The organism is Roseomonas sp. BN140053, from assembly GCF_047690175.1.
Lineage (GTDB): Bacteria > Pseudomonadota > Alphaproteobacteria > Acetobacterales > Acetobacteraceae > Roseomonas.
This window is the reverse complement of the sequence record NZ_JBLLEB010000042.1, coordinates 19,197-32,206: the sequence shown is the minus strand read 5'-3', so window position 1 is coordinate 32,206 and position 13,010 is coordinate 19,197. Positions and strand designations below refer to the sequence as shown.

General features: G+C 66.9%; 10 protein-coding genes and 1 pseudogene. 3 read left to right on the top strand and 8 right to left on the bottom strand.

Annotated elements, in window-relative coordinates; all coding sequences use genetic code 11:
- Nucleotides 1–223: 223 nt before the first annotated feature.
- Nucleotides 224–428 (bottom strand): annotated as a pseudogene (locus ACLIBK_RS22465) (ATP-binding domain-containing protein); the annotation flags it as partial.
- Nucleotides 429–616: 188 nt separating this feature from the next.
- On the opposite strand from ACLIBK_RS22465, the gene ACLIBK_RS22460 reads away from it, so the two are divergent.
- On the top strand, nucleotides 617–1,360 hold the full coding sequence (locus tag ACLIBK_RS22460; protein ID WP_415389543.1) for a transglycosylase SLT domain-containing protein: 744 nt from the start codon (nucleotides 617–619) through the stop codon (nucleotides 1,358–1,360).
- A 339-nt stretch (nucleotides 1,361–1,699) separates the two neighbouring features.
- Here ACLIBK_RS22460 and ACLIBK_RS22455 read toward each other — a convergent pair whose 3' ends face one another.
- Complete coding sequence (locus ACLIBK_RS22455) at nucleotides 1,700–3,280, bottom strand: hypothetical protein (RefSeq protein ID WP_415389542.1); 1,581 nt, start codon at nucleotides 3,278–3,280, stop codon at nucleotides 1,700–1,702.
- Nucleotides 3,281–3,795: 515 nt separating this feature from the next.
- On the opposite strand from ACLIBK_RS22455, the gene ACLIBK_RS22450 reads away from it, so the two are divergent.
- Nucleotides 3,796–4,836, top strand: a complete 1,041-nt coding sequence (locus tag ACLIBK_RS22450) for a MurR/RpiR family transcriptional regulator (protein WP_415389541.1) — start codon at nucleotides 3,796–3,798, stop codon at nucleotides 4,834–4,836.
- 10 nt (nucleotides 4,837–4,846) lie between these two features.
- Here ACLIBK_RS22450 and ACLIBK_RS22445 read toward each other — a convergent pair whose 3' ends face one another.
- The 6 genes from ACLIBK_RS22445 to ACLIBK_RS22420 are packed head-to-tail and all read right to left on the bottom strand — an operon-like array spanning nucleotide 4,847 to nucleotide 11,283.
- A complete protein-coding gene (locus ACLIBK_RS22445) occupies nucleotides 4,847–5,752 on the bottom strand; it encodes an ABC transporter substrate-binding protein (RefSeq protein ID WP_415389540.1) in 906 nt (301 codons plus the stop codon).
- A 25-nt stretch (nucleotides 5,753–5,777) separates the two neighbouring features.
- The gene (locus tag ACLIBK_RS22440) at nucleotides 5,778–6,971 is read right to left on the bottom strand and encodes an ABC transporter ATP-binding protein (protein ID WP_415389539.1); all 1,194 of its coding nucleotides are present in this window, start codon (nucleotides 6,969–6,971) and stop codon (nucleotides 5,778–5,780) included.
- 3 nt (nucleotides 6,972–6,974) lie between these two features.
- The gene (locus ACLIBK_RS22435) at nucleotides 6,975–7,805 is read right to left on the bottom strand and encodes a carbohydrate ABC transporter permease (protein ID WP_415389538.1); all 831 of its coding nucleotides are present in this window, start codon (nucleotides 7,803–7,805) and stop codon (nucleotides 6,975–6,977) included.
- Nucleotides 7,805–8,713 (bottom strand): carbohydrate ABC transporter permease, encoded by a 909-nt coding sequence (locus tag ACLIBK_RS22430; protein ID WP_415389537.1) that lies wholly within the window; start codon nucleotides 8,711–8,713, stop codon nucleotides 7,805–7,807. The genes ACLIBK_RS22435 and ACLIBK_RS22430 overlap by 1 nt, the downstream gene beginning before the upstream one ends.
- A gap of 31 nt (nucleotides 8,714–8,744) precedes the next feature.
- On the bottom strand, nucleotides 8,745–10,001 hold the full coding sequence (locus tag ACLIBK_RS22425) for an ABC transporter substrate-binding protein (RefSeq protein WP_415389536.1): 1,257 nt from the start codon (nucleotides 9,999–10,001) through the stop codon (nucleotides 8,745–8,747).
- 31 nt (nucleotides 10,002–10,032) lie between these two features.
- A complete protein-coding gene (locus ACLIBK_RS22420; RefSeq protein WP_415389535.1) occupies nucleotides 10,033–11,283 on the bottom strand; it encodes a M24 family metallopeptidase in 1,251 nt (416 codons plus the stop codon).
- A 918-nt stretch (nucleotides 11,284–12,201) separates the two neighbouring features.
- Here ACLIBK_RS22420 and ACLIBK_RS22415 point away from each other — a divergent pair.
- A protein-coding gene (locus ACLIBK_RS22415; RefSeq protein WP_415389534.1) for an IS5 family transposase occupies nucleotides 12,202–13,007 on the top strand; the annotation gives its coding sequence in 2 pieces (ribosomal slippage) (nucleotides 12,202–12,538 and nucleotides 12,538–13,007; 807 coding nt in all).
- The last annotated feature ends 3 nt before the right edge of the window (nucleotides 13,008–13,010 follow it).

The window sequence follows — 13,010 nt, the reverse complement described above, 5'->3', positions numbered from 1 at the left end:
CCGGTGATGATCTCGACCGTCCCCCTGCCCATGACCTTACAGCCGACCTTACGCCCGACGTTAAGGCCGCCAGCCTCAACGCACGTCAGCGGCCAGAGAAGGCGATGGAGGCCGGACGCTTACGGCGGTCCCGTTGCTAGCGGAAACGGTACCACCCTCGAAAACGGTCCGTCCAGTTTCGGCCAGCTTTGGCTGTTCCGTTTCTATGCATATACGAAGGGTGTTACGCACTCACCTCCGCCAGCCAATCGCCGAGCTTGGACCAGCGCCTTCGTGCGCTCCCGTTGTGCACGGCGATGCCGAGTGCCCGGCGCTGGCCCACCAGCACCACCAGCCGCTTGCCCCGGGTCACGCCGGTGTAGCAGGTTCCTGCCCAGCTTGGCGTGGTGCTCGTTGGTGAGCGGGATCACCACCGCCGGATACTCCGAACATCGAGCAAGCGTTGGTATTTTGCCTTGATCAGCCTCGAAGATTCGATATCATAACTAACTGCAGCCACCGCTCGCTCCATCGATTATGAGCCGTCCTGGAGACACGAGGTGGATGGAGGGGGCGCGAATTCTTGGTCAGGAACACGTCCGTCAAGCTCGCCACCTTGCTTGCTCTGCTTCCTGCTATGGCCCAGGCGGCGCCGGTTCCCGGCTCCGAGCTTCCGGCTAGCGCGCTGTGCCTTCCTGCGATAGCTGCAGCGGAACGAAGCGCTCGGCTCCCGGCGCAGATCCTGCGGAGTATCGCTCTTGTCGAGAGTGGGCGAGTGGACCCTGCCACCGGTCGGACAATTCCCTGGCCGTGGGCGGTCAATGTCGCCGGGACCGGGTACTTCTATGCCAGCAAGGACGAGGCAGTCACAGCGGTACGGCAGTTCCAGGCCAATGGGGCTCAATCGATCGACGTCGGCTGTGCCCAGATCAACCTGCAGCACCATCCAGGTGCCTTCGCTACCCTCGACAGCGCCTTCGATCCTCAGGCGAATGCAAGCTATGCCGCTCGCTTCCTGAACACGCTCTACGCTACCACTGGTAACTGGCCTCTGGCAGCCGCGGGCTATCACTCGAGGACGGCTGAGATCGGCCTCAACTATGCCCGCAAGGTCATGGCAATCTGGCCGAATGCCCGCCATTACGGTGGCCTGCCCCAGGAGCGTGCCGAGCGGCTTGGCACCCTCTCTGCTGACTACAGCATCTTCAAACCAAGCTTCGCTGCGCAGCTTCGGCGAATGGACGAGGATCGGGCACAAAGGGAGCAAGGTACTGCTGCACCTGAACTGGTCTGGGTAAACCGGCCTCCCGAACCAGTCCGTCTCCTCCCGACAGGTACGCAGCGGATGGCGCAACGGGAACCTCGGCGAGTGCCAGGCTGAAACAGGGAGCGCTGCTCTGCGGCTCCGGATCGTACCGATTGACAAAGGCCGCGCACAACCAGATTACGCCGGTAGCGGAGGGGTCCGCAGTGACCGTCCTGTACTGGTCCCACGTCAGCCGGGAGCTGCGCGAGGCAACGACAGCCATCCACGCGCTGGAGCCCTCCATCGGCAACCTCACATGACGGTAAGGAGCAGGTGGCGCCATGTCCCGCCTCCGTGGGCTCGTGTGATGGCTAGGGTTCCTCTGATGCCCCGGTGTTGCTGTCCACAGCCGGCAGCATCCGGCCAGCTTGCCATTGCGGCTGGCCCCCCCCCTCGTTCACCGCCTCTGCCTTCTCAGGGCTCGGCAGCCTGTCCTGCAGTTCCCCCGGACAGTGGCTGTGGAGCGCTACCTGCTGCTGGAGTGACCCGCTGGACGCTCTGGCGCTCGCGTGCGAGGTGGGTACCTAGTTCCGCTGCCTCTCGGCGCTGCTGGTCGAGTCGGGACTGTGCCTCGGCAATTTGCCGGTCGAGCTCACTGCGCCGTTGCTCCAGAGCCGCCACTTCCTGCCGCAGCCCTTGCGCCTGACCACGCAGGCGTTCCTGCTCCTGCTGTGCCGCACCCGCGGCGCTCGATCGCTGCTGCGCCTGCGCTTCGAGGTCCCGGATCCGCCGTCCCACCTCTTCTTCGGCCCGACCTGTGCTGGCTATCCGTCCCTCCGCCTCGGTCAGCGCTGCGCGCCGGGCGGATAGATCCGCTTCTGCCGCCTGCGCTTGGGCCCGCACGGCCTGCAGGCGGCGCTCCTCGCTGGAAGCACCATCGCGCAGCGCGGTGAGCCTCTGCTCGGCAGCTCCGAGGCTGGTGCGCAGTTCCGCACTCCGCGCCTCGAGACTGCGGAGCGCGCCAGCGGCTTCGTCCCGTGCTGCCGTCAAACGGGTCAGCTCCGCCCCTGCCTGTGCAACAGCCGTCTGGCGCTCGGCAAGCGTTGCTTCGGCGCTTGCCAGTGCATTGCGCAATTCGGTCAGGCGTCGCTCCGTCCCGGCCGTAGAGCCGGTCAGCTCGGCCGAACGCGCCTCCAGGCCACGAACCCGTCCCGCAGCTTCGTCAGCGGCCTGGTTCGTCCTGGTGAGGCGGGCTTCTGCCTCCGCCAGGGCAGTGCGACGCGTGGCGAGGTCGCGTTCCGCGGCGGCGGCAGTGCTGCGTAGCTCGCCGACGCGCCGCTCGGCCTCGGATCCGGCCTGCTGCCGTTCGGCTAGAGAGCGCTGGGCCTGATCGATGGCGGTGCGCAGGCCGGTCAGGCGCTCCTCGGCAGTAACACCCTGCTGACGCTGCTCCGTGAGGCGCCGCTCCTCCGTGGCTGCTGCGGCACGCAGTGCGACAAGCCTCTGTTCCTCCGCACTGGCACGCTCGCCGAGCGCCGTCAGTCGACCGTCCTGTGCTGCCGATTGGTCACGCAATGCCGCGACCCTCTGCTCGGCCGCTGCTGTTTGCTCGCGCAGGCTCGTGAGGGTGCGCTCTGATTCCTGAAGCGAACCCCGTTGTTGCTCTGATATCTGCTGCAGCTGGCCCGCCTCGGACCGCAGGCCTGCCAAGCCGCGGCTTTCCACCGCGATGCGCTCGCGCAGGCTCCGCGCCTGCTGGTCTGCCGCGCTGCGTGCTCTCTGAGAGGCTGCAAGTGCCGACCGGGCGGCAGCGAGGCGCTGCTCGAGAGCTGCTAGATCACCCGCTGCACGGCGCTCTGCGGCAAGCGTGGTTTCGAGCTCGTCCACCCGCTGCTGAAGTGCGCCGCTGCGTGTCTGAGAAGCCTGGAGGGATTGTTCGATCTCGGTGACGCGGCTGCTGCGCTCGATGGTAAGTCCACAACCAGCCAAGGGTGACAGCAGGGCGGGATACAGGAACAGCAGGGCCGGCCGAGGCCAACTGGACAGTTTGACCATAGGACGACCCCTTCCGACCTCATTGGTGTTACGGCGCCTTCGCAAGGAGCGCAGTCGCGTGGCCGCTTATTCGTGGCCACTCACTCGGCCACTGTGTCACGGACCCGCGAGGACGCCTACTAGGTCCGGCGCCAAGCACCTGGGCCCATTCGAGATGTTCACAGCCCCGACTGCCCAAGCGATCGAACATCCAACTTTGAAAGCCAGCGAGGGCGCCAAAAGCGATGTAGATCAGAGTACTAAAGGTTGTTGGCCAAATCGCCCAACTTCCAACCCTCGGAGACAAAACTGGCTCCGGAGAGAGAAATCAGCCCTCGTTCCGAAGTTGCACCATCAACCCGGTAAGTAAAAACTCAGGCCACACCTACGCTTCTGCGCGGCCTGTACTTGCTGGGAGAGAGTTGGTCTGGGAGCCAACTGGAGCAGCGGTAGCGCCTGGGCGCAAACATTCTCTGGGCAGGGCCCACAAGATCAAACGTCGTTGTTGGGCAAAAGCTAGGCCGGATCAGCCAGCCTTGCTGCCCACATTGCCACTCGTGTCGGTGACGCTGAGCTTCTGCGAGGAACGAGTTCCCCGCGCGCATTTGGCCCGGCAGGGCCCAATCTGGTATGAGACGCAGACCTTCTCCCGCGAGCCATACCGCACGGAGCGACCAAGATTGCCACCCGCTCCGCCGCTCGGGCCGTCCTCCCAGTCGCTGGAAGCGCGTATCTACGCCATATACGATTCGCTTCCCCCAGCGGAGAAGAAGCTCGCCACCGTGCTGCTGCAGTTCCAGATGGAACTGCCGAGTTACACGGCGGGCGAGCTGGCCGACAAGGCGGGCGTGTCTCGTGCCACAGCGGCACGACTGATCCGCACGCTGGGCTATTCTACCTATCCCAATGCCAAGCGCCTCATCCGCGCCGACCAGCACTGGGGTTCGCCGCTGGCCAAGCTCGGCGATGGCCAGGGGCGGTCAGGGGCGGCGGTGCTGGGCAAAGTCGTCCAGGCAGACCTCGACAACATCCGCTCCACCGTGGAGGGCATCCCCGAGCGGACGCTCGCTGAAGTCGCCCAGGCCATCGCCGGGGCGCGCCGGCTGTGGATCATGGGGCTCCGCAGCGGATACGGGCTGGCGCAGCACGCCGCGCACTACTTCACCCTGGTGAAGCGAGACGTGCAGGTGCTGCCCAGCGGTGGCGGCAGCTACTCGCACGAGCTCGCCTCCATCGGTCAGGGCGACGCTTTGCTGGTGATCGCCTTCCGCCGGCGGCCGCGGCTGCTGCCCGCCCTGCTAACGGAAGCGCGCGCCGCGGGGGCCTCGACCATCCTGATCACTGATCTCAGCGCCACCACCAGCGCGCGGGTCGCGCAGCACGTGCTGCGCTGCCGCTGCCATTCGCCCTCGCCCTTCAATTCCTTCGCCGCCGCAGTGACGCTGATCAACTTCCTCGCCTGGAGCGTCACCACCCTGCTCGGCGAAGAAGGCCGGCAGCGTCTGGAAAAGCTCGATCGGCTGGTGGGTTTGCTGGATGACGTGTCCACGCCGCGCACCACACCGTCGGGGCGCTAGCCCACGGGGTTCACAGCGCGGCGGATACTTCCGTGGCACGGCCGTCGATCAACACCTCATAGGGAAGGGGCGCGGCCGTGAGGTGGCCATCTGCGATGCCACGCTGCCAGCGCGCATATCCGGCCACGTCGATCCGCGGCGTGGTCCACATGCCGTGCGCGCGGTACAGCTCCACCAGCCGCACTAGGTGATCGGGGTCGAAGCGTGGGAAGGTTTCGACCAGGAAGCCGCGGAACTCCGCCGCCTCGTGCGCCAACACCCAGTCCATGCCGCGGCCCAGCGCGCGCACGAAGCGGCGCTGGACGGCCAGCCGCGCCGCGTCGCTCTCGCCCGGAGCGTAGTACACGCTCCAGGGCACGTCGCCGCCGCTGGCCGCCAGCACCGTGGCGACCACACCGCCGCCCGCAGCTTCCAGCGTCAGGGCGGAGGGGCTGTCCACCACCAGGTAGTCGCCCATGCCGCCGGCGAAGAGCTGCGCGAGCATCTTGCCGTCGAGGTCCTGCACGAAGCCGACCCGGACAGGGTCAACACCGTGCTCGCGCAGCAGCATCTTGATAAACAGCCCAACGCTGGCGCCGTTGCTGCCCTTCATCAGGATCACCTTGCCCGGCAGAGCTTCCCAGCTGAAAGCGGGGGCGCCGCGACGGCCCACCAGCGCCAGCGGCGCCCGGGCGGATACCTGTGCGAAGGGCGTGTAGCGCGGGCCCCGGCCGAGATACATGGACGGCACCCAGATGCCGCCCAGCGCCGCCTCAGCGCGGCCGGCGCCGATGTCGTCCAGCACGAGGTCCCAGGGGGAGGGGACGCTGGCGGAAACATTCAGCCCTTCCTCGGCGAAGAAGCCCTGCCAGCGCGCGACGTATTCCGGCAGGTAGTTCAGGCTGTGGCCAGTGGCCGAGACGTGGAAGCGCTGCATGTCGATATCACCCCAGGGGCTCGGGTCAGGACACGGCCAGCGGCGCGCTGAAGCTGCTCGCCGTCACGGCTTGGCGCAGCCGCGCACCGGAGGCAGCGTCGAACCACAGGGCCTCGGCATCGCGGTAGTCCAGCGCGCAGCGTTCCTCGATCCGCACGCGCGGATTGCCGGGCAGCCGCACGAAGATCAGATCGTGTTCCAGTAGAGACGGTTCGCCACCTCCCCGGCCGGACAGCAGGCGGCAGCCAATGATGCTCTCGGCGCCCAGCCGCTCCACCGTCGCCACCTGGACGGGGATGCGGCCTGCACCCTCGGGGTGCAGGGTCAGCTTTTCCGGCCGGATGCCCAGCAGCAGTTTGCGCAATTCCGGCACCGGCCCGGCATGCGGCCAGCCCAGCGTTTCGGAAAAGGCCAGGTGGTCGCCGCGATGCGACACGGGCAGCAGGTTCATCGGCGGCGCGCCGACGAAGCGGGCGACGAAGGTGTTGCCGGGGTTCTCGTAGATGCCCTCCGGCGTGTCGATCTGCTGCACAACGCCCTTATCCATGACGATGATGCGGGTGGCCATGGTCATGGCCTCCACCTGGTCGTGGGTGACGTAGATGAAGGTCTTGCCGACCTTGTTGTGCAGGGCAGAGATCTCCGTGCGCGTTTGCGTCCGCAGCTTGGCGTCGAGGTTGGAGAGCGGCTCGTCCAGCAGGTACAGCGACGGGTCACGCACCAGGGCGCGGGCCAGGGCGACGCGCTGCCGCTGGCCGCCGGACAGGCTGGCAGGGCGACGGTCCAGCAGCGGCTCCAGCTCCAGCTGCCGGGCGATGCGCAAGGTACGCTCGGCGATGTCGGGGCGGCGCATCAGCTGCCGCCGCACCACCGCGCCGACGATCGGAAGGTGGTGCCAGGGGCGGAAGGCATCCATCACCAGGGGGAAGCTGATGTTCGCCCGGACGGTCATGTGCGGGTAGAGCGCGTAGCTCTGGAACACGAAGGCGACGCCGCGGCGGCGCGGCTCCCACTGATTGGCCAGCTGCCCGTCGAACAGCAGCCGGCCGGAAGAAATTTCGCTGATCCCCGCGATCATGCGCAGCAGGGTGGACTTGCCGCAGCCAGAAGGACCCAGCAGCACCAGGAACTCGCCATCCTCCACCGTGGCGCTGAAGGCCTGGATCACGGTGTGGTCGCCGAAGGACTTGGACAGGTTCTCGAAGCGCAGTTCCGGCATGGCTCAACCCTTCACCGCGCCGGCGGTGATGCCGGCCACGATCTTCCGTTGCACGAGGAGGAAGAACACGATCGCCGGGAGGCTGAACACGAAGGCCGACCCCATCACGGCGGACATCGGCGTTTCGTACTGGCCGATGAAAGAAGCGAGGCCGACGCTGGTGGGCCAGAGCGTGCGGTCGCGCAGGAAGGTGGAAGCGAAAAGGAACTCGTTCCAGCCGTGGAAGAAGGCGATCACCGCCGCCGCGGCCAGGCTGGGCATGATCAGCGGCAGCACGATGCTCGTCAGGATGCCCAGGCGCGGGCAGCCGTCGATGCGGGCGGATTCCTCGATCTCGGGCGGGATCGCGTCCATCGCGGATTTCAGGATGAAGGTGGCCACCGGTAGCGAGAAGGCGACGTTGGCCAGCACCAGCCCGAACAGGCTGTTGAGCAGCCCCATGGTGATGAACATGGCGTAGAGCGGCACCAGGATCAGCGCTTCCGGCACCACCTGGGTCATGAACAGCAGGAAGCCGACCAGCCCGCGGCCATGGAAGCGGAAGCGGCTGAGGGCGTAGCCGCCGATCGCGCCCAGCAGCAGGCTCAGCAGCGTGGTGCCGGCCGCGATCACCGCGGTGTTGGCCAGCCAGCGGGTGATCGGCACGGCGCCGAGATCGGCCAGCAGGGCGGGCAGGTTGCGCAGCTGGGGCCAAGGCACCTGCCCGGTGCTGTACAGCTCGGCGCTGACCGAGAGGGCGGTGCTGAGCATCCAGTAGATGGGGAAGCCGGCGAAGACCAGTAGCACCGCCAGCAGGACGGCGCGCAGCCCGGCCCGGATCACGCTGCCGGCCATCACCCGTTCCCCCAGCGCGCCCGCCGCCGATCCGCCGCCAGGTGCAATGCCGCCACCAGCAACGCCAGCACGAGGCCCACCACGCCGTAAGCGCTGGCCATCCCCAGCTGGAAGTCCTCGAAGGCAACCTGCCGGATCTTGACCACCAAAGTGCTGGTGCTTTCCAGCGGGCCACCGCCGGTGAGCAGGTAGATAATGTCGAAGCGCCGGATCGACCACACCGCCACCAGCAAGGAAACCAGCTGCACGGAGGGCATGATGTGCGGCAAGGTCACCGCCCGGAACACGTTCAGCGCGTCGGCGCCGTCCACCCGCGCTGCTTCGCGCACTTCTTGCGGCACGGATTGCAGCGCTGCCAGCACCACCAGCATCACGAAGGGTGCCACCTGCCACACCGTCACCAGCAGCACGGATGGCAGCGCCAGGGCGGTGCTGGTAAGCCACGGCACACGCCCCAGCCCGGCCCATTGCGCCAGCTCGTTCATCACGCCGGACTGGCCGTTGAACATCCACAGCCAGATCAGGGCCGTGGCCACGTTGGGCACTGCCCAGCCGAACAGCAGCACGGAGCGCGCCACCGTGCGCCCCCGGAAGGGACGGTCGATTGCCAGGGCGCAGATCACGCCCAGCAACACCCCCAGCACCACGGACAAGACGGTGTAGACTGCCGTGACGCCCAGCGAGCCGTAGAAGGATGGGTCATCCGCCAGGCGCTCGTAGTTGCGGAGGCCGACGAAGGTACCGCCGTTCGGGTTGGTGATGCGGGTGTTGGTGAGGCTGATCCAGATCTGCCGGCCCAGCGGCCAGAACATGAAAACGCCCAGATAGATCAGGGGCGGCAGGATGAAGGCGTAGGGCAGGGCGATCCTGCCCCAGGATCGCCCTGGCACTGCGGATGGCGCGACCACGCTTCTCCTCCCTTCCTCGCCGCCGGTCCGCTCAGAACAGGCGGTTGACGCGGCGCTGCGCTTCCGTCAGCGCGACCTTGGGATCGACCCCGGCGATCATCACCCGCTCCATAGCTTCCATGACAGGACGCATGATCTGTACGGTCTCGACCTCGTGGCCGGGGATCAGAGTGCTGCGAGAGGTCGCGGCGAGCTGCACGAAGGCGTCGGCCCAGGGATTGGCGGTGCGGAATTCCTCCGTGACCGGAACATCGGTCGCCAGCGCGTCGGGTCCGGAGGCTTGGCGCAGTGCCAGCTGCCCGGTGGGGCTGACCAGCCAGGAAAGGAACTCCATCGCCGCGGCCTTGCGCGGGCTGCTTCCGTTGACACCCAGGAAGATCTGCTGGTGGGCGCCGGGATGGGCGAAGGGCAGCGGTGCAGCGTGAAGGTCCGTGGCGGCCAGAGCGCCGCCAGAAGCGATGTTCAGCGTGCCGCCGCTGTTGTCGATGCTGAACGCGACGCGCTTCTCCTTGAAGCGGGTGCGCTGCACCGGCATGCTGTCGCCGATCGGCATGATGCGGGCATCGAAAGCCTGCTTGAAGGCGCGAACCGTCGCCAGCGCTTCGGGCGTGTCCACCGTGACCTTGCCGCGTCCGTCCACCCAGTTCACGCCGTAGCCGTAGGCCCAGTTCTGGAAGTCCATGAACCAGCCGCCGAAGTCGGCGATCTGGTGGCGGGACGTGAAGCCGATGACGCCGGTGGCTGCCGTGGCAGCCCGGGCGGAGGTGATCAGCTCCTCCACGCTGGTGGGCACCCTGGCGTTGGCCGCATCCAGGACCGGCTTGTTGTAGATCAATGCGTAAACGGCGCGCTGCCAGGCGATGCCGAGGCGCTTGCCCTTCACCAGCCCGTTCTCGTTGGTGCGGTTGAGGTTGCTCACCCCCGCCGCGACCGGTCCGAGATCCGTCAGGAAGCCGGCATCGGCGATGTTGTAGAACAGCCCCTCCTGCATGATGGCGATATCCGGGGCCTGCCCGGCGCCGAACTCCGTGGTCAGCTTGTTGTCGTACTCGGCCGAGGGAATGGCTTCCTGTTCCAACGTCACGTGCGGCGCCACCTTGCGGTACTCCAGCAGGGCGTTCCAGAGGCTGCGACCGCGCAGTGCATCCAGCCACTGCGAGTTGGAGATCACCAGCGTGACCGGCGCCCGGCTGCCCTGGGCGTTGGCGCGTCCCGCGGCCATGGCGGCGAGGCCGGTGGCCGCGGCGGCCTGGAGGAGGGCACGGCGACGAAGGGGATGGAACACCATCGGGGGGTCCTCTCGGGGGTTGGTGAGCGGCTCAGGCAGAGACGCGGTGCGTTTCGAGCGGGCTGTGGCAGCTGAGATTCTCGAGTCCGTCCTCCGTCACGAGGTAGCAGTTCCCGAGATTGCAGCCCGCCACCTCCGGTTCCAGCCACTGCGAATGCAGCACGAAGGTCATGCCTTCTTCGAGCAGATCGTGGTTGTTGGAAGCAATATTGTAGTTGCTGAAACGCGGCATGGAGACGGAGTGGCCAACGTTGGGGTTATGCGGCCCGTGCGTCGCGGGATAGACATGCATCAGCCGCCGGCCCTGCGCTTCCCAGTCCTGGTCCGGCACGTGGCGGCGCGGCACCAGCCGCGGCCCGCCATCCTCGGCGGCTTCCCAGTTGTACGGCATGGTGCGGCTGTCGTGCGAGGTGAGATAGCCGCGCCGGATGTAGGGTTCGAAGGACGCGTTGGCGACGTCGGAGATCAGCGCGCCCGGCCGGGCCACGGCAGCGGCGGCTTCCACGCCCTCCGTGCACATGCGCAGCACCTCCTCCTGCTTCTCCGTGACGCGGCCCACGGCGATCATGCGCGCGATCTGGGCATTGTAGCCGCGATAGGTGACGCCGGAGATGTAGAGGTTGATCAGGTCGCCGCCGCGCACGACGTGGCCGTAGGGCTTGCCGCAATGCGTGCCGGTGCTGTTGATGCCGATCTGGTAGCCGTCGCCGGACTCCCCACCCCGCGCCATCTGGGCAAAGGTGAAGGCGGCATAGATCTCGTGGTCCGTCACGCCCGGCCGGATCACGTGGTAGGCCGCCTGGATGCCGATATCGGCGAGCTGCGCCGCGGCGCGCACCAGGGCCTGTTCCCGCGGCGAGCGGCGACGCTGCATGCGGTCCACGATATTCTCCGCCGTCTCGAAGCGGCATTTTGGCAACTCGCGTGCCAGCCCTGCCCAGTAGGGGGCCGAGGTGGTATCACCAATGAGGCCGACCTGCGCCGATGTGAAGCCTTGGCGCCCGAGGAACTGCGCCACCGCTTGCACCACCTTGTCGGTGCCGCGGCCGGGGCGGTTGTAGGTTTCGCGCCCCCAGGTGCCGACCTGCCAGATTTCCTCCACCAGCACCGGCTCCCCCGCCGGCGGCAGCAGCACGGAGCTGCTGAAGAAGGAGAAGAGGGTGAGCGGCCTGTCGTCATCCGTAGGCACCACCAGCACGCCCTCGCGCATCCAGTCGCAGAGATAGCGCAGATAGGAATTGGACGAGCGGTACCATCCGATGCTGTCGGCGTGCACGAGCATTACGTCGTGCCCTGCTACCGTGGCCTCCCGCCGGATGCGCCGAAGCCGGTCAGCGAATTCCCTTTCTGGCAGGGGGTCGACGGGCTGGAACTCAAAGGAGGGCTCGAAGCCGTCCAGCAATGCTTCAGCGCGTGCGAAGCGCCCAGTTGTGGTCGGAGAGAACAGGCGAGACGGCGAAGTGGTCATGTTGGTTGTGTCCGAGCGCTCAACCTTTGCCGCGTCGGATGGTAAGGCCTGGAAAATAAATTGCACAGCGAGAAGAGCGGCGTACTTCACGCGCATCTGCTTCATGCCCGAGCAAATGACGGAAAAAACCCGCAGGAACGCTGCGAATTTTCATCCTGCTTCTTTATGTGGAAGGAGAGCCACACTCGAAGCTACGTGTTGCACCTAATGACTACATCCTGCGGCAAAATTCCTCGATTTTGGTTCGAAATCCGTCAGAGGCGCGCTGACTGTGTGCTGAAGAGCGAAGCAGGTCCGCCATGAACAGCCGGCGTTTGTCGCTGGAAAAAACGTTCCAAGCAGCAGCGGGGGTGGATGGTAGCCGTCCGCCGTGCCCTTTGACGGTTTGCGAAGAAGTTGGTGCCGTCGCGGATCGTCTCGGGTTTGGGGGCGGCCCGGCGTTGCCGGGCTGTCTCGCGGGGCATCGTTCGCTGTGCGGTTTCTGCCTCAGGTGGCTGTGCACCCCACGGAGATCACCGCAGACCCGATGAGTACTGTATAACTGGCCCGAGATCGATCAGGTGAGCCAGGGGGATTGCAACGCTTACCTTCCACTGTGGGATGTGGCTTGCTCCTGGCGGGTAGTAGGTACCGTCTCGTCCATTAGCCTCCCGGTATCGAGCCTCAAGTGCATCGGCGGGGTTGAAGGCTAAGAGCGTCTAACGAAACCTGGTGTGATGCGTTCTGAGGGGCATGGCGAAGCCCTTGGTTCCGGACGACCTCTGGGCGGCGATCGAGCCGCTGCTGCCGCGAGAGCGGCCCAAGCCGAAAGGCGGTCGGCCGCGGCTGTCGGACCGGGCGGCGCTAACGGGCATTTTGTTCGTGCTGAAGTTCGGCCTGCCCTGGGAGATGCTGCCTGCCGAGATGGGCTGCGGGTCGGGGGTGAGTTGCTGGCGACGGCTACGGGACTGGCACGAGGCCGGGGTCTGGGCCGCCCTGCACCGGGCGCTGCTGGAGCGCCTCCAAGCGGCAGGAGCGATCGACTGGCGCAGGGCTGCGCTCGACAGCGCCAGCGTTGCCGCCAAAAGGGGGGCGCGGAAGTCGGGCCGAACTCGACAGATCGTGGCAAGCCGGGTACGAAACGCCACCTTGTCACGGATGCCCGCGGCACGCCGCTTGGCCTGACGCTCAGCGGGGCCAACTGCCACGACAGCCGCATGCTGGCAGCAACCCTCGACGCCGTCCCACCCATCCGGGACGGGCGCCGGGGCCGTCCGCGCTGCAGGCCGGGCAAGCTCCACGCCGACAAGGCCTACGACCACCGCCGCTGCCGCCGGGAGTGCCGCGCCCGCGGCATCACCCCGCGCATTGCCCGGCGTGGGATCGAGAGCAGCACCCGCCTCGGACGACACCGCTGGGTGGTAGAACGCACCTTTGCTTGGCTGGCCCGCTACCGCCGCCTGACTATCCGATACGAGCGCCGCGCCGACATCCATCTCGCCTTCACGACACTCGCCTGTGCCCTCGTCTGCCTCGGCCAGATCAGGCGCTTCTGTTAGGCG

Bases quoted from the DNA above. Each gene is read 5' to 3' on its own strand.
- ACLIBK_RS22440 (WP_415389539.1), bottom strand. From the start codon at position 6,971: ATGCCGGAACTGCGCTTCGAGAACCTGTCCAAGTCCTTCGGCGACCAC.
- ACLIBK_RS22445 (WP_415389540.1), bottom strand. From the start codon at position 5,752: ATGCAGCGCTTCCACGTCTCGGCCACTGGCCACAGCCTGAACTACCTG.
- ACLIBK_RS22420 (WP_415389535.1), bottom strand. From the start codon at position 11,283: ATGCTCGTGCACGCCGACAGCATCGGATGGTACCGCTCGTCCAATTCC.
- ACLIBK_RS22460 (WP_415389543.1), top strand. From the start codon at position 617: ATGGCCCAGGCGGCGCCGGTTCCCGGCTCCGAGCTTCCGGCTAGCGCG.
- ACLIBK_RS22455 (WP_415389542.1), bottom strand. From the start codon at position 3,280: ATGGTCAAACTGTCCAGTTGGCCTCGGCCGGCCCTGCTGTTCCTGTAT.
- ACLIBK_RS22435 (WP_415389538.1), bottom strand. From the start codon at position 7,805: ATGGCCGGCAGCGTGATCCGGGCCGGGCTGCGCGCCGTCCTGCTGGCG.
- ACLIBK_RS22425 (WP_415389536.1), bottom strand. From the start codon at position 10,001: ATGGTGTTCCATCCCCTTCGTCGCCGTGCCCTCCTCCAGGCCGCCGCG.